Genomic DNA, 14997 nt, shown 5'->3' on the forward strand with positions numbered 1-14997 from the left:
GGTATGTGCCTGTCGTCACCGTTGCATGAGGAGCGTTTTGTGGACGAGAAACAACGTTATGCCGAAGGCCTGCAAGTGCGCCGCGAAGTGCTGGGCGACGCCCACGTCGACCGCAGCCTCAACGCCCTGACCGAGTTCAACAGCGAGTTCCAGGAAATGATCACCCGCCACGCCTGGGGTGATATCTGGACCCGCCCGGGGCTGCCGCGGCATACCCGCAGCCTGATCACCATCGCCATGCTCATCGGCATGAACCGCAGCGAAGAGCTGAAGCTGCACCTGCGCGCCGCCGCGAGCAATGGTGTGACCCGCGCCGAGATCAAGGAAGTGCTGATGCAGAGCGCGATCTATTGCGGGATCCCGGCGGCCAATGCGACGTTTCACTTGGCCGAGTCGGTGTGGGATGAGTTGGGGGTAGAGTCGCGCGCCTAGTGCGAGTCAGCGTCCCACACCCAATTCCACACACCTGGCAGGTGCACCACTTCGTCGGCGCTTTTTACCGTGCGGGCCATGGCGGCTCGCTGCAAGGTTGCCCGGTCGGTGTAGAAAGGCTGTGTGGCGAGGGGCACGCCATTGATATGGGCGCTGTCCAGCAGGATTTGCAGGTATTCCTTCAAGTGCCAGGCGGTGTAGCGGTTGATATCGTGGAAGGTCACCACCACCGGGATCACGCCGTCCACCGTCGGTAATTCGCCTTTGGCGATACGCTCGCGCACCACCGAGAGTTGGCGTATCAGGTTTTCCCGTCGACGCGGGCTGCCGTTGAACACCCAGATCACCCCATCGTTTGCACTCAGGTCGGTCAGCAACACATGCATGCCGTGTTGCTGATAGGCGGAGAAGGTGCGCTTGTCGTAGTTCCAGAACGGCGGGCGTACCAGTGTGGGCGGTTGGCCGGTGATGGCGGTGAGGGTCGACGAACCCAGGCTGAGGTAGTGCTCCAGTTCAGCCGGATTCTGCAAGCGATGGTTGCTGTGCCACGGGGTCGCGGTGTGGAAGCCCAGGATATGGCCGGCCGCGTATTCGCGCTCCATGGTCTTGTAGCCCCGCGGGTTGCCGCCGGAGCGGGGCGCCTCGGTCTGCAGGAAGAACACCGCCTTGATCCCCGGCTGTATCGGGTTGTTCGCCAGGTCCGCCATCACCGAACGGCTGGGGTTCATGAAGCCCGAGGCGCTGGGGCCGTCATCGAAGGTCAGCAAAAAACGGATCGGCGCCTCGGTTTTCAGGCGTTGTTCAGTTTGCGGTGTCAGCGCCAGAGGCGGGCCGATGCAACCGCTGAGGCTCAGGGCCAGGGCTAGTGCGGCCGATACGGTGGCGAAGTGTTTCATGGCGGACTCGAATGACATTGGCTGCTGGGGCGGGTCATCCATGACACGCGCGCACCATACAACAAGACTGTCGAGGCTTTACAGCAGGCTTATCGGGTAACTGACGATCAACCGGTTTTCATCAAACTCGTTGTTGTTGTAGTCCCGGCGCATGCTGGAGTTACGCCAGCGCACATTGAGATTCTTCAGCGCTCCGCTCTGCACCACGTAGGCCACTTCACTTTCCCGTCCCCATTCCTTGCCATCGGTCACCGTGCCGCTGTGTACGTTGCTGCCGCTGATGTAGCGGTTCATCAGCGTGAGGCCCGGAATACCCAGGGCGGCGAAGTTATAGTCATGGCGTACCTGCCAGGATTTTTCCTGGGCGTTGTCGTAGCTGGCGTTGTAGCTGTCGTTGGCCAGGGTGCCGCCGCTGGTGCCGTTGACGCGCATCCAGGCGCTGTTGCCGGTGAGTTTTTGCAGGCCGACGTAGAACGTGTTGCCGCCGTATCGGGCCGAGAACAGTCCGGACCAGGTCTTGTTGTCGAGGTCTCCGGCGCGGGCGCTGCCGTCGTCCTTGCCGTAGAAGAACCCGAGGTTGGCGCCCAGGGTCCAGTCGCCCACCGGTTGGCTGTGGATCAGGTTGAGGTATTGCTGGCTGTAGATGTCCTTGAGTTGGGCGTTCCACACACCGACCAGGGTGCGTTTGTCGTTGAAGGCATATTCGCCGCCCTGGAAGTTGAAGCGGTCGGAGGTGAACGCGGTTTTCCCGAACATGGACATGTCGGTCATGCTGCTGTCGTCCCGTGGGCTGTTGGCGCGGAACTGGCCGCCGTACAGGGTCAGGCCGTCGATTTCCTTGGAGGTGATTTGCCCGCCGCGCAGGGTTTGCGGGAGCGAGCGGCCATCGTCCGAACGCAGGATCGGCAGCACCGGCATCCATTCGCCGACTTTCACTTCTGTCTTTGAAACCCGTGCCTTGAACGCCACGCCCAGACGCCCGAATTCATCCGCCGGGCGGCCATCGTGGTCCAGCGGCAACAGCTGGGTGCCACCCGTGCCGCGTCCGCCATCGAGCTTCAATGAGTACAGGCCCAGTACATCCACGCCGAAACCGACGGTGCCCTGGGTGAAGCCGGATTTGGCGTCGAGGATGAAGCTTTGCGTCCACTCCTGTGCGCCGCCCTGGGTCTTGCTGGGGTTGGTGTAGTTGCGGTTGAAGAAGAAATTACGCAGGTTGAGGTTGGCGCTGGCGTCTTCCAGGAAGCCGTGTTCTTCAGCGACAACGGGGAGGGCAATGCTGGCGACAGCGGTTGCCAGCAAAAGCCGGCGCGGGTCGAAAGTGCTCATGGTGTCAGACCTGTTGTTATTGGGGTTATGCAGGTGGCGGCCATGGTGCGGGGCGGTGCGGGGGCGATGAAAGTGGGGGAGAGCGGGTTGTGGGCGATGATCGAACGCAAAGTCATGGGCGTAAAAAAACCGCTTCCTGGGCGGGAAGCGGTTTTTGTTTACTGCGCCACTATCAGAACAACTTCAAGGGCGGTGCTTCTTCTTTCAACGGTTCGTTCTTCGCGGTCTGTTCGTTCCAGCCACCACCGAGGGCCTTGTACAGGTTGACCTCGCTGTTGAGCTGCGCCAGGCGGTCGGTGATCAGCGATTGCTGGGCACTGAACAGTTGGCGCTGGGCGTCGAGGAACGTCAGGTTGCTGTCGACACCAATACGGTAGCGACGCTCGGCCAGGCGGTAGTAATCCTGGTTGGCCGCGACGAAGCCACGTTGGGCGTCCAGTTGCTGCTTGTAGGTCTCGCGGGCGGCGAGGCCGTCGGAGACTTCCTGGAAGCCGGTCTGGATGGCTTTCTCGTAGTTGGCGACGTTGATCTCTTTCTGGATTTTCGAGTAATCCAGGCTGGCGCGCAGGCTGCCGGCGTTGAAGATCGGGATGTTGATCTGCGGTGCAAACGACCAGGTACCCGAACCGCCCTTGAACAGGCCGCCCAGGGTCGGGCTCGCGGTGCCGGCGCTGGCGGTCAGGGTGATGCTCGGGAAGAACGCAGCGCGTGCCGCACCGATGTTGGCGTTGGCCGCCTTGAGGTTGTACTCGGCCTGCAGGATGTCGGGACGACGTTGCAGCAGGTCCGATGGCAGGCCGGCCGGTACTTCGCTCAACAGGTCATCAGCCAATGGCCGGCTGACGATGTTCGCCGGCAGGCCGGTACCCAGCAGCAGGGTCAGGTTGTTTTCGTCCTGGGCCACCTGGCGGGTATAACGCGCCAGTGCAACCCGGGCGTTTTCCACCGAGGTACGGGCCTGGCTCAGGTCCAGGGCCGAAGCCACGCCGACTTCATTGCTGCGCGAGGTCAGTTTGAAGCTCTGCTCGTACGCGCCCAGGGTGTCCTGGGTGAGCTTGAGCAGCTCCTTGTCGGCCTGCCAGGTCAGGTAGGCGTTGGCCACGCTGGCCACCAGGCTGATCTGGGTGGTGCGGCGCGCTTCTTCGGTCGCGAAGTATTGTTGCAGCGCTTGTTCGCTCAGGCTGCGTACGCGGCCGAACAGGTCCAGCTCATAAGAACTGATCCCGAGGCCCGCCGAGTATTGGCTGGTGATGCCCGCTTCGCCGGTCTGCGACAGCTTGGCCGGGGTGCGCGTACGGCTGCCGCTGCCCGTGGCCGAAACCGCCGGGAACAGGTCGGCGCGCTGGATCTGGTACTGCGCGGCATACGCATCGATGTTCAGGGCCGCGACACGCAGGTCGCGGTTGTTCACCAGGGCGGTCTGGATCAGCTGTTGCAGGGCAGGGTCATGGAAAAACTGCTTCCAGCCCTGCTCGGCAGCCGCCTGGCCCGGCGCCTGGGCCGACGAATACGCCGGCCCCTGCGGGAACTGCGCGGCTACCGGCGCTTCAGGGCGCTGGTAGTCCGGGATCAGCGAGCAGCCACTGAGCACGAATGCCGTGACAGCTAAGGAAAGTAGCGACTTGCTCATTGGCCAGCCTCTTTAGGAGTTTGCTTGGGTTCAGTCTTTTTACGCTCGCCAGCGGAGGACACGGTTGCGAAGAACAGGGGTACCCAGAAGATCGCGAGGACCGTGGCGGTGATCATACCGCCAATTACGCCCGTACCGATGGCGTGCTGGCTACCTGAGCCGGCACCGGTGGAAATTGCCAGGGGCAGTACGCCGAGCATGAACGCCATGGACGTCATGATGATCGGTCGCAGACGCATGCGGGATGCCTCGATGGCCGACTCGACAATGCCTTTGCCCTGCTCGTGGAGCTCCTTGGCGAACTCCACGATCAGGATGGCGTTTTTCGCTGCCAGACCCACCGTCACCAACAGGCCCACCTGGAAGAACACGTCGTTGGACAGTCCCCGCAGGCTGGTGGCGATCAACGCACCGATCACACCCAGCGGTACAACCAGAATCACCGCAATCGGGATCGACCAGCTTTCGTACAGTGCCGCGAGGCAGAGGAACACCACCAGCAGCGACAGGGCGTACAGCGCAGGTGCCTGGGAGCCGGACAGACGTTCTTCATACGACAGACCGGTCCAGGAGTAACCAACGCCAGCCGGCAGGTCCTTGGCAATGCGTTCGACTTCCGCCATCGCATCACCGGTACTGTAGCCAGGTGCCGGGGTACCGAGGATTTCCATCGCCGCTACACCGTTATAGCGCGAGAGTTTCGGCGAACCGAAGATCCACTTGCCCGAAGAGATGGCCGACAGCGGCACCATCTTCCCGGACGTGCTGCGCACGTACCATTTGCTCAGGTCTTCCGGAGACATCCGGCTGGCGGCGTCACCCTGTACATACACCTTCTTCACACGACCACGGTCGATGAAGTCGTTGATGTAGCTGCCACCCAAGGCGATTGCCAGGGTCTGCTGGATGTCTGCCAGGCTGATGCCCTGGGCACTGGCCTTCTCGTCGTCAACGGTCAGCTCGTACTGCGGCTCATCGTTCACGCCGTTGGGGCGCACGCCCGCCAGGATCTTGCTTTGTGCCGCGGCACCCAGGAACTGGTTACGCGCATCCATCAGCTTCTGGTGGCCGACGCCGCCCTGGTCTTGCAGGAACACGTCGAAACCGGTGGCGTTACCCAGTTCGAGTACCGAAGGTGGCACCACGGCAAATACCATGGCGTCCTTGAAGGCCCCGAAGAAGTAACCCTGGGCACGCTTGGCAACCTCAAATACCGACTGGCTCGAGTCACGCTCGTCCCACGGCTTGAGCATCACGAATGCGAGGCCCGAGCTCTGGCCACGACCGGCGAAGTTGAAGCCGTTCACGGTAAACACCGATTTGACAGCCTTGCCTTCGCCTGGCTCGCCTTCCTTGTCGTTCAACAGGTAGGCGCGCATATCGTCGATGACTTTCTGCGTACGTTCAGCCGAAGAACCCACCGGCGTTTGTACCTGGGCAAAGATCACGCCCTGGTCTTCCTCTGGGAGGAACGCGCTTGGAATGCGGGTGAACATCCAGATCATGCCGGCAAGGATCAGGGCATAGACCACGAACGCCGGGAACTTGTGCTTGATCATGTTACCGACGCCGCGCTCGTAGCTCAGTACGCCACGGTCGAAGGTACGGTTGAACCAGCCGAAGAAGCCGCGCTTGGGTTGGCCGTGTTTTTCCGGGTCAATCGGCTTGAGCATGGTGGCGCACAAGGCCGGGGTGAAGACCAGGGCAACCAGTACCGACAGCGCCATCGCCGAAACGATAGTGATGGAGAACTGGCGGTAGATCACACCGGTGGAACCACCGAAGAACGCCATTGGCAGCAATACCGCCGACAGCACCAGGGCGATACCCACCAGGGCCCCCTGGATCTGGCCCATGGACTTGACCGTCGCCTCCTTGGGCGACAAGTGCTCCTCGGCCATTACCCGCTCGACGTTCTCCACCACAACGATGGCATCGTCCACCAGCAAGCCGATGGCCAGGATCATGCCGAACATGGTCAGGGTGTTGATGGTGAAGCCGAACGCAGCGAGGATCCCGAAGGTACCCAGCAATACCACCGGTACGGTCATGGTGGTGATGATGGTGGCGCGGAAGTTCTGCAGGAACAGGAACATCACCAGGAACACCAGCACGATCGCTTCGATCAGGGTGTGAACCACACCGGAGATCGATTCGGTCACAACCGGCGTGGTGTCATACGGCACCACAGCCTTCATGCCAGGCGGGAAGAACGGTTCGAGGGACGCAACCGTTTCGCGAATCGCCTTGGCGGTGTCCAGTGCGTTGGCACCGGCTGCCAGCTTGATCGCCATACCGGAAGCCGGCTTGCCGTTGAACTGTGCGCTGATGCTGTAGTTCTGGCCGCCCAGTTCGATACGCGAAACGTCACCCAGGCGAACCTGGGAACCGTCGGTATTGACCTTCATCAGGATATTGCCGAACGCTTCAGTGGTTTGCAGACGCGTCTTGCCGATGATGGTGGCGTTCAACTGAGTGCCGGGCAGGGCAGGCAGGCCGCCGAGTTGGCCGGTGGCCACCTGGACGTTCTGCGCCTGGATGGCGTTGCTGACATCCACGGGCGTCAGCTGGTAGTTGTTCAGCTTGGCCGGGTCGAGCCAGATACGCATGGCGTACTGGGAACCGAACACCTGGAAGTCGCCCACACCGGCGGTCCGGGAAATCGGGTCCTGGATGTTGGAAACGATGTAGTTGGAAAGGTCATCCTTGGTCATGCTGCCGTCTTCCGACACCAGACCGATCACCATCAGGAAGTTCTTCACCGACTTGGTAACGCGGATACCCTGCTGCTGTACTTCTTGTGGCAGCAGCGGGGTCGCCAGGTTGAGCTTGTTCTGTACCTGAACCTGGGCGATGTCCGGGTTGGTACCCTGGTTGAACGTCGCGGTGATGGTCATGCTGCCGTCGGAGTTACTGTCCGAGGCGACATAACGCAGGTTGTCGATACCGTTGAGCTGTTGTTCGATCACCTGCACCACGGTGTCCTGCACGGTTTGTGCAGACGCGCCCGGGTAGGTCACCTGGATATCAATGGCGGTTGGCGCGATGGCCGGGTACTGGTTGATGGGCAACTTCAGGATCGACAGTGCCCCGACCAGCATGATCACCAGGGCAATTACCCAGGCGAAAATGGGACGGTCGATAAAAAATTTCGACATGAATTACTCCCCTTGACCAGCAGCGGCAGCAGGAGCAGCAGCGGAACCGGCGGGTTTGGCGTTATCAGCGTCCTTGACCTTGACTTCGATGCCCGGCTTGATGAATTGCAGGCCTTCGGTGATCACACGGTCACCGGCGTTCAGGCCTTTTTCCACCAGCCAGTAGGCGCCGGTAGTACGGTTGGCCACCAGTACACGTTGCTCGACCTTGTTGTCCTTGTTCACCACCAGCGCGGTCGGGATGCCCTTCAGGTCGCGGGTCACGCCTTGCTGTGGTGCCAGGATGGCCTTGCTGTTCACACCGGCTTGCAACTGCGCGTGGACGAACATGCCCGGCAGCAGGGTGTGGTCAGGGTTCGGGAACACGGCACGCAGGGTCACGGAACCGGTGGTTTCGTCGACCGAGACTTCGGAGAATTCCAGCTTGCCTTCCACGCCGTAGGCGGTGCCGTCTTCCAGGGTCAGCTTGACCTTGGCCGCGTTTTCGCCGGCTTTTTCCAGTTGGCCGCTTTCCAGGTCGCGACGCAGTTTCAGCATCTCGGCAGAGGACTGCGTGACGTCGACGTAGATCGGGTCCAGTTGCTGGATCACTGCCATGGCGTCGGTCTGGCCGTTGCTGACCAGCGCGCCTTCGGTGACCGAAGAGCGACCGATACGCCCGGAGATCGGGGCAAACACCTTGGTGTAGCGCACGTTGATCTGGGCCGTTTGCACGTTGGCTTCAGAGGTCATGCGGTTGGACACGGCGGTGTCGTATTCCTGGCGGCTGACGGCCTGCTCATCGACCAACTGCTTGTAGCGATCGGCAATTGATTTGGTCTGGGCGAGGTTGGCCTGGGCGCTTTTCAGCGAGGCGTCATACACCGACGGATCGATCTGATAGAGCTGCTGGCCTTCCTTGACGTCGCCCCCTTCCTTGAACAGACGCTTGAGAATGATGCCGTTGACCTGAGGGCGAACCTCGGCAATGCGGTAGGCTGTGGTGCGGCCTGGCAGCTCGGATGTCAGGGTAAAGGCTTGAGGTTGAATAGTGACCACGCCGACCTGAGGGGTTTGAGCGGGCGGAGCCGCTTCTTCCTTTTTACATCCGCTGAGCAGCGATGCCAGGGCGACGGCAGTAACCAGGGCGGTAACAGCTGGCTTAAGTTGCATGAAGATCCTCGGGTCAGGCGCGCAGAGTGCGCACAAGAAGTGTGGAAGGGTAAAAAACAGGCACTGAGTGGATAAGTAGCTTGCTACGCAATATACTTACGTTCATGGTTGTTTGTAAACTCTTGACAGGCTTCGCGGAATGTTGACAAAGCAGCGTCCAAAGCCTCGATTCTAGTACGTTCGGCGCCCTTGACGGCGTCGTCCCACAATTATTCAGATGGTCGTTAGCGGCGGTTGAGTCTGCGTTACCGATCACCCCAAGTCTCCTGATTGAGGTTTTACTGCCATGGTTCGTCGTACCAAAGAGGAAGCTCAGGAAACGCGCAGCCAGATTCTTGAAGCGGCCGAGCAGGCCTTCTACGAGCGCGGGGTTGCGCGTACCACGCTGGCGGATATTGCCGCGCTGGCAGGCGTGACACGTGGTGCCATCTACTGGCATTTCAGCAACAAGGCCGACCTGGTGCAGGCGATGCTCGATACGCTGCACGAGCCGCTGGATGAATTGGCCAGGGCCAGTGAGAGCGAGGACGAGGTCGATCCGCTGGGTTGCATGCGCAAGCTGCTGATTCATCTGTTCCATCAAGTGGCCCTGGACCCTAAGACCCGGCGCATCAATGAGATTTTGTTTCATAAGTGCGAATTCACCGATGAAATGTGTGATCTGCGCCGTCAGCGCCAGACCGCCAGCCTCGAATGCAACCTGCGCATCGGGCTGACCTTGCGTAACGCGGTCCATCGCGGGCAGCTTCCGGAGAATCTCGACACCGTACGTGCCGCGGTGTGCATGCACGCCTATATCGACGGAATTCTCGGCCAGTGGCTGCTGGTGCCCGACAGTTTCCAGTTGGCCCAGGACGCAGAGCGCTGGGTCGATATCGCGTTGGACATGCTGCGCTTGAGCCCTGGCCTGCGCAATTAAGACAAAATGCGTAATTGCGACCAGTTGTGTCAACAATAAACACCGGGGCTGGTCAATCAGGCTTTTCCCTGATTTTGTGGGGTGACGTTATATACGGGCTGGCGGGCGGTTGATAGGTAGTTGGCTAAGTATTTTGTAGCAATATTGTTGCAAGGCTGTGAAGGAATGTTTCCTGCGGCCCATAAAAAAGCCCCGGCTCTCGCAAGTCGGGGCTTTTTCGTTTCAGCAGATCAGAGTGCCAGGGTCGGGTAGTCGATGTAGCCGACCGGGCCTTTGGCGTAGAAAGTCTCTGGATGTGCTTCGTTCAGCGGTGCATCGGCCTTCAGGCGAGCCGGCAGGTCCGGGTTGGCGATGAACGGCACGCCGAATGCCACGGCGTCAGCCTTGCCCGAAGCCAGCCACGCGTTGGCGCTGTCCTTGGTGAAGCGTTCGTTGGCGATGTACGGGCCACCGAAGGCGGCTTTCAGTTGTGGGCCGAGGCTGTCGCCCGCTTCCTTTTCACGGGAGCAGATGAACGCGATGCCACGCTTGCCCAGCTCTTTGGCGACGTAGGTGAAGGTTTCCGACAGGTTGGCGTCGCCCATGTCGTGTGCGTCGGCGCGTGGTGCCAGGTGCACACCGACGCGACCGGCGCCCCAGACTTCAATCACGGCGTCAGTGACTTCGAGCAGCAAGCGTGCGCGGTTTTCCAGGGAGCCGCCGTAGTTGTCGGTGCGCTGGTTGGTGCTGCTTTGCAGGAACTGATCGAGCAGGTAGCCGTTCGCACCGTGGACTTCCACGCCGTCAAAGCCGGCGGCCTTGGCGTTCTCGGCGCCTACGCGGTAAGCGTCGACGATGTCGGCGATTTCAGCGACTTCCAGGGCGCGCGGGGTAGGGTAGTCGGCCAGTGGACGCACCAGGCTGACGTGGCCCTTGGCTGCGATGGCGCTTGGGGCAACCGGTGCTTCGCCGTCCAGGTACGACTCGTGGGAGATCCGGCCCACGTGCCACAGTTGCAGGAAGATCTTGCCGCCTGCACCGTGCACGGCCTTGGTCACATTGGCCCAGCCGCGAACCTGGTCGTTGGACCAGATGCCCGGGGTGTCCGGGTAACCCACGCCCATTGGCGTTACGGAGGTGGCTTCGCTGAGGATCAGCCCGGCGGAAGCGCGTTGGACGTAGTACTCAGCCATCAGCGCATTGGGCACGCGACCGGCGTCGGCACGGCAGCGGGTCAGCGGCGCCATGATGATGCGGTTCGACAGTTCCAGGTCGCCCAGTTTGATCGGATCGAAAATAGTCGTCATGGGATAACACCCTTCTCTTTAGTTGATCAGTTAGTCGCGGGGGCCAGGTCGGCATCGCCGGTCTGACGGAAAGTAATCAGGGTCACCAGCAGCGCGAGCACGGCCAGTGCAGCAGCGGCCAGGGGCACGCTGGTCAGGCCGAAGCCGTGGGCAATCACGCTGCCGCCCACCCAGGCGCCGAGGGCGTTGCCGATGTTGAAGGCGCCGATGTTCAAGGTGGACACCAGGTTCGGTGCGGCCTTGCCGAAGGTCACCACGTTGATCTGCAGTGCCGGTACGGCGGCAAACGAGGCGGTGGCCCAGAGAAACAGGGTGATTTCAGTCGGGATCACGGCGACGCTGGTCCAGGTCAGGACGGTGGACACCACCGCCATGCTGATGAACACGCCGATCAGGGTGGCAGCCAGGCGCTTGTCTGCCAGCTTGCCGCCGATAATGTTGCCGACGGTCAGGCCCAGGCCGATCAGCAGCAGGGTCCAGGTCACGCCTTTGGGCGAAACACCGGTGACGTCCCCCAGCAGCGGCGCGACGTAGGTGAAGAGGGTGAACATCGAGGCAGCGAACAGCGCGGTCATGCTCAGCGACAGCCAGATGCCGGCGCCTTTGAGTGCTCTGAGCTCGGCGCGCATGTCGAGTTTTTCCTCGTCACGCTTGGCCGGCAGGAAGCGGATCAGGCCGATCAGGGCGATCACCCCAATCACCGTCACGGCCCAGAAGGTCGAGCGCCAGCCGGCTTCCTGACCCAGCGCGGTGCCCAGCGGTACGCCGAGCACGTTGGCCAGGGTCAGTCCGGTGAACATCAGCGCCACGGCCGAAGCACGCTTGTTGGCCGGCACCAGGTTGGCGGCGACCACCGATCCGATACCGAAGAAGGCGCCGTGGCACAGCGCGGTGACCACACGGGCAAACATCAGCACGTTGTAGTCGCTGGCCAGGGCGCAGAGCAGGTTGCCGATGATAAAGATGCCCATCAACGCTACCAGGGCGGCCTTGCGCGGCAGCTTGGCGGTGGCCAGTGCCATGAAGGGGGCACCGATGGCCACGCCCAGGGCGTAGCCGGTCACCAGCCAGCCGGCGCCGGGAATCGATACACCGAGGTCGGCCGCCACATCGGGCAACAGGCCCATGATGACGAACTCGGTCGTACCGATGGCGAAGGCGCTTAAGGCCAGGATGAGTAGCGAGAGAGGCATTGATGGGTCCTTGTTACAGCGGTGCGCTGAGTTCTTCGGTGAGCGCTTTGAGGAAGGCTTGGATCACGTCCTCATTGCGTTTGAAAAAGTGCCATTGGCCGGCCTTCTGGCTGCTGATCAGCCCCGCCCGTTGCAGGTTCGCCAGGTGCGCCGACACGGTGGACTGAGACAGCCCGCAGCGCTGGTCGATCTGCCCGGCGCAAATGCCGTATTCGTGGTTGTGCAGCTGCTCGGGGAATTGCACTTTCGGGTCTTTCAGCCAGTTGAGGATGTCTCGCCGTACTGGGTGCGCCAGGGCTTTTATTATTTCGTCGAGGTCGATGGACATGGCAGTGATGCTCGGTTTTGTAAAACGTTATATCGCGATGAGGCGAACTTTAAATCGTTGTATCCCGATATACCAATATGATTTTGGTCTTAAACCAGATTGAATCGGTATATCGGGTTATAACGATACGTTGACGGCAGTGCTAGACTGCGCGCCATGAATTATCTCGCACATCTGCACCTCGGCGGCCAACTTCCTGCTCAATTGCTTGGCAGCCTGTATGGCGACTTTGTTAAAGGTCGCCTGCAAGGCCAGTTCAGCCCGCAAATCGAGTCGGCGATTCAGTTGCATCGCTCAATCGATCGCTACACCGACAGTCATCCGCTGATCGGGCAGGCGCTGTCGCGCTTCACCCTGACCCGGCGCCGCTATGCCGGGATTGTCCTCGATGTGTTTTTCGACCACTGCCTGGCGCGGGACTGGGCGTTATATGCCGATCAGCCGCTGGAGCGATTTACCTCTGAGGTTTACCGGGTGCTCGCCGAAGAACCGGCATTGCCGGGGCGGCTGGCGCAGATTGCGCCGTACATGGCGGCGGATGACTGGCTGGGTTCGTACCGCGAATTTGCGGTGATGGAACAGGTACTTCGAGGAATTGGCCGACGCCTGACACGGCCCGAAGAACTGGGCCATGCCATGCAGGAATTACGAGCGCTGTACGAGCCGTTGAGCGAGGACTTTCGGGTGTTTTACCCAGAATTGCAGCGGTTCTCAAATAGCCAGTTGGCAATACAACTATAAATGTGGGAGCGGGCTTGCTCGCGAAAGCGGTGGGTCAGCTAATGAATCTGCTGACTGATGCACCGCCTTCGCGAGCAAGCCCGCTCCCACATTTTTCACCGTGCTCGCTTCAGGCCGCGAATGCTGGCCGCGCTGGCATTTGCTCAGCTTCTGGAAGGGGGCCAAACAACGCCTTCTGCACCGCCTGCTGCGCCTGGAACGCCAGCGCCGCACGTTCCTGCCCGGCGCAGGCAATCGGCTTGAGCAGATGGATTTCCACGTCGCCCTGGTCATTGCCGAACAAACGCATCAAGTGCGAGAGCAAATCATCGTCGCCAATAAACGGTGCCAGCGGGTCGATGTGGCCATCGCGCAGATAACGAATCGCCACCGGTTGCAGCGACACATCGGCATCAATCGCACTGGCCAGTAACCGCCCGTGGAACGTACGCAGGGCGCGGCCGTCGGTGGTGGTGCCTTCCGGGAACATCAACAGCGGGTGTTGTTGTTCCAGATGACGCGTCATCTGTTTGCGAATCAACTGGCTGTCCCCCGAACCTCGGCGGATGAACAGGCTGCCTGCCTTGGCGGCCAACCAGCCCGCCACCGGCCAGGTGCGCACCTCGGCCTTGGACAGGAACGACATCGGCGCCACCATCCCCAGCAGCGGGATATCGGTCCACGATACGTGGTTGCTGACCCACAGCATCGACTGTTGCGGCAACTCACCGTGAACGGTCACGCGAAAGGGCAGGGCGTTGGTCAGCCGTGCCATGAAAAAACGCGACCAGCGCTGCCGGCGCACCATCGAGTTGGCCACGCCCAGACGTTCAAACACGCCAAACACACTGGCCATGGTCAAACCCAGGGCCACCACCACCAGCACGCGGGCAATTCGCCCGTACACCCGAAGGCGGCTCATCACATGGCTGCCTTGAAGTGGCGGGCATACCGCGGGCACAGCTCGTCGCGCTTGAGCAGGATGAACACGTCGGCGACCTGGAAGTCTTCGTCCCAGCAGGGTTCGCCGCAAATCTTTGCACCCAGGCGCATGTAGGCCTTGAGCAAGGGGGGCATTTCGGCGATGACGTTGGATGGCAGGTCCAGTGCCGGCAGCGGCTTTTTCGGCTCGGCCCGCAGGTGTTCGTTGCACAGGTAGCGTTCGCGCAGGCGCTGCATGATGGCGTGGGCCTGGATGCCGCCGTCGTGCATCGGGATGCTTGCGCAGCCCATCAGGTAGCTGTAGCCGCCCTGGTTGAGGACTTCGGCCAGCTCGCCCCACAACACGGCGATGGTGCCGCCGTTGCGGTAGGCGGGGTCGACGCAGGTGCGGCCGATTTCCAGGATGGGGCCTTTGAGGTGCAGCAGGCCGTGGAGGCTGAATTCTTCTTCGCTGTAGAAGCGGCCCAGGGTGGTGGCGGCCTGGTGGTCGAGCAAACGGGTGGTGGCGACGAGTCGACCGCTGTTCAAATCCCGCACGCCGATGTGGCTGCAGTGAACATCATAGTCATCCATGTCCAGGCCCAGTTCAGCGCCTTTCAGCTTGGCGTTGAATTCGCCGCTGAACACGTTGAACCGCAGGGCCTGGGCTTCCTGCAAAGCCTGGGCGCCGATCAGGCGTTCGGCTTGCAGGCGGCGTTCATTGCCGGTGTCGCTGATGCGGGCGATCTGAGTCATGGCGAGTCTCCGAGTGCCGGCCAGGGTTACGGCCGGTCGACTTGTTTGTGCCATGTCAGGCTATGTAGGGCCGGTGTCATCTCCATGAAGTTACGGTGACGCTTAGATGACAGGCATTTCGCCGGTGGGTGCTGTGTTTTTTGTGTACATATCCGTTGCTGCGGTAACGGCGGCTTGGGGTTCCGCTCTTACAGCGGGTCACTTTTGGCAAACGCCCGGAATGCCGGCCCAGCCAAAAGTAACCAAAAGGTCTTTGCCCCACCACTCGGTGCCTCGC

Annotated in this window: 13 protein-coding genes; 3 read left to right on the forward strand and 10 right to left on the reverse strand. The window is 61.3% G+C overall.

What is annotated here, in order from left to right:
• Positions 1-39 precede the first annotated feature (39 nt).
• Positions 40-432, forward strand: coding sequence for a 4-carboxymuconolactone decarboxylase (pcaC, locus tag HX815_RS13465; RefSeq protein WP_003219813.1), 393 nt, complete (start codon positions 40-42; stop codon positions 430-432).
• On the opposite strand, the gene HX815_RS13470 is transcribed toward pcaC, so the two are convergent.
• From HX815_RS13470 to HX815_RS13490, 5 genes are all read right to left on the reverse strand, one after another.
• Positions 429-1370 (reverse strand): polysaccharide deacetylase family protein, encoded by a 942-nt coding sequence (locus tag HX815_RS13470; RefSeq protein ID WP_256351097.1) that lies wholly within the window; start codon positions 1368-1370, stop codon positions 429-431. The two genes, pcaC and HX815_RS13470, sit on opposite strands and share 4 nt — an antisense overlap.
• Positions 1371-1406: 36 nt before the next feature.
• Positions 1407-2657 (reverse strand): OprD family porin, encoded by a 1251-nt coding sequence (locus HX815_RS13475; protein ID WP_177028399.1) that lies wholly within the window; start codon positions 2655-2657, stop codon positions 1407-1409.
• 172 nt (positions 2658-2829) lie between these two features.
• Positions 2830-4287, reverse strand: coding sequence for an AdeC/AdeK/OprM family multidrug efflux complex outer membrane factor (gene adeC / locus HX815_RS13480; protein ID WP_003219806.1), 1458 nt, complete (start codon positions 4285-4287; stop codon positions 2830-2832).
• Positions 4284-7445, reverse strand: a complete 3162-nt coding sequence (locus tag HX815_RS13485; protein ID WP_003219803.1) for an efflux RND transporter permease subunit — start codon at positions 7443-7445, stop codon at positions 4284-4286. The genes adeC and HX815_RS13485 overlap by 4 nt, the downstream gene beginning before the upstream one ends.
• A gap of 3 nt (positions 7446-7448) precedes the next feature.
• Positions 7449-8597: an efflux RND transporter periplasmic adaptor subunit gene (locus HX815_RS13490; RefSeq protein ID WP_003219800.1), complete on the reverse strand. Its 1149-nt coding sequence runs from the start codon at positions 8595-8597 to the stop codon at positions 7449-7451.
• 286 nt (positions 8598-8883) lie between these two features.
• Between HX815_RS13490 and HX815_RS13495 the strand changes: the two genes are divergently transcribed.
• Complete coding sequence (locus HX815_RS13495; protein WP_003219798.1) at positions 8884-9516, forward strand: TetR family transcriptional regulator; 633 nt, start codon at positions 8884-8886, stop codon at positions 9514-9516.
• Between the two features lie 230 nt (positions 9517-9746).
• On the opposite strand, the gene HX815_RS13500 is transcribed toward HX815_RS13495, so the two are convergent.
• From HX815_RS13500 to HX815_RS13510, 3 genes are read right to left on the reverse strand one after another with little or no spacing between them, the layout of a single operon-like run.
• A complete protein-coding gene (locus tag HX815_RS13500) occupies positions 9747-10802 on the reverse strand; it encodes an alkene reductase (RefSeq protein ID WP_003219797.1) in 1056 nt (351 codons plus the stop codon).
• Positions 10803-10828: 26 nt separating this feature from the next.
• Positions 10829-11995, reverse strand: coding sequence for an MFS transporter (locus HX815_RS13505; RefSeq protein ID WP_003219795.1), 1167 nt, complete (start codon positions 11993-11995; stop codon positions 10829-10831).
• Between the two features lie 13 nt (positions 11996-12008).
• Positions 12009-12323, reverse strand: coding sequence for a helix-turn-helix transcriptional regulator (locus HX815_RS13510; RefSeq protein ID WP_003219793.1), 315 nt, complete (start codon positions 12321-12323; stop codon positions 12009-12011).
• Between the two features lie 156 nt (positions 12324-12479).
• Between HX815_RS13510 and HX815_RS13515 the strand changes: the two genes are divergently transcribed.
• The gene (locus HX815_RS13515) at positions 12480-13064 is read left to right on the forward strand and encodes an ACP phosphodiesterase (RefSeq protein WP_003219791.1); all 585 of its coding nucleotides are present in this window, start codon (positions 12480-12482) and stop codon (positions 13062-13064) included.
• Between the two features lie 109 nt (positions 13065-13173).
• Here the strand turns inward: HX815_RS13515 and HX815_RS13520 are convergent, their stop codons facing one another.
• On the reverse strand, positions 13174-13965 hold the full coding sequence (locus HX815_RS13520) for a lysophospholipid acyltransferase family protein (protein ID WP_003219789.1): 792 nt from the start codon (positions 13963-13965) through the stop codon (positions 13174-13176).
• Positions 13965-14720: an L-ornithine N(alpha)-acyltransferase gene (gene olsB, locus HX815_RS13525; protein ID WP_008431132.1), complete on the reverse strand. Its 756-nt coding sequence runs from the start codon at positions 14718-14720 to the stop codon at positions 13965-13967. Before olsB ends, HX815_RS13520 begins: the two co-directional genes overlap by 1 nt.
• Positions 14721-14997 lie beyond the last annotated feature (277 nt).

It is taken from the genome of Pseudomonas sp. E6002 (genome assembly GCF_013385565.1).
In the GTDB taxonomy this organism is placed as follows: domain Bacteria; phylum Pseudomonadota; class Gammaproteobacteria; order Pseudomonadales; family Pseudomonadaceae; genus Aquipseudomonas.

Excerpts from the sequence above, each read along its gene's own strand:
- HX815_RS13470 (WP_256351097.1), bottom strand. The coding sequence starts at position 1,370 with ATGGATGACCCGCCCCAGCAGCCAATGTCATTCGAGTCCGCCATGAAA.
- HX815_RS13475 (WP_177028399.1), bottom strand. The coding sequence starts at position 2,657 with ATGAGCACTTTCGACCCGCGCCGGCTTTTGCTGGCAACCGCTGTCGCC.
- adeC (WP_003219806.1), bottom strand. The coding sequence starts at position 4,287 with ATGAGCAAGTCGCTACTTTCCTTAGCTGTCACGGCATTCGTGCTCAGT.
- HX815_RS13485 (WP_003219803.1), bottom strand. The coding sequence starts at position 7,445 with ATGTCGAAATTTTTTATCGACCGTCCCATTTTCGCCTGGGTAATTGCC.
- HX815_RS13490 (WP_003219800.1), bottom strand. The coding sequence starts at position 8,597 with ATGCAACTTAAGCCAGCTGTTACCGCCCTGGTTACTGCCGTCGCCCTG.
- HX815_RS13495 (WP_003219798.1), top strand. The coding sequence starts at position 8,884 with ATGGTTCGTCGTACCAAAGAGGAAGCTCAGGAAACGCGCAGCCAGATT.
- HX815_RS13500 (WP_003219797.1), bottom strand. The coding sequence starts at position 10,802 with ATGACGACTATTTTCGATCCGATCAAACTGGGCGACCTGGAACTGTCG.
- HX815_RS13505 (WP_003219795.1), bottom strand. The coding sequence starts at position 11,995 with ATGCCTCTCTCGCTACTCATCCTGGCCTTAAGCGCCTTCGCCATCGGT.
- HX815_RS13510 (WP_003219793.1), bottom strand. The coding sequence starts at position 12,323 with ATGTCCATCGACCTCGACGAAATAATAAAAGCCCTGGCGCACCCAGTA.
- HX815_RS13515 (WP_003219791.1), top strand. The coding sequence starts at position 12,480 with ATGAATTATCTCGCACATCTGCACCTCGGCGGCCAACTTCCTGCTCAA.
- HX815_RS13520 (WP_003219789.1), bottom strand. The coding sequence starts at position 13,965 with ATGAGCCGCCTTCGGGTGTACGGGCGAATTGCCCGCGTGCTGGTGGTG.
- olsB (WP_008431132.1), bottom strand. The coding sequence starts at position 14,720 with ATGACTCAGATCGCCCGCATCAGCGACACCGGCAATGAACGCCGCCTG.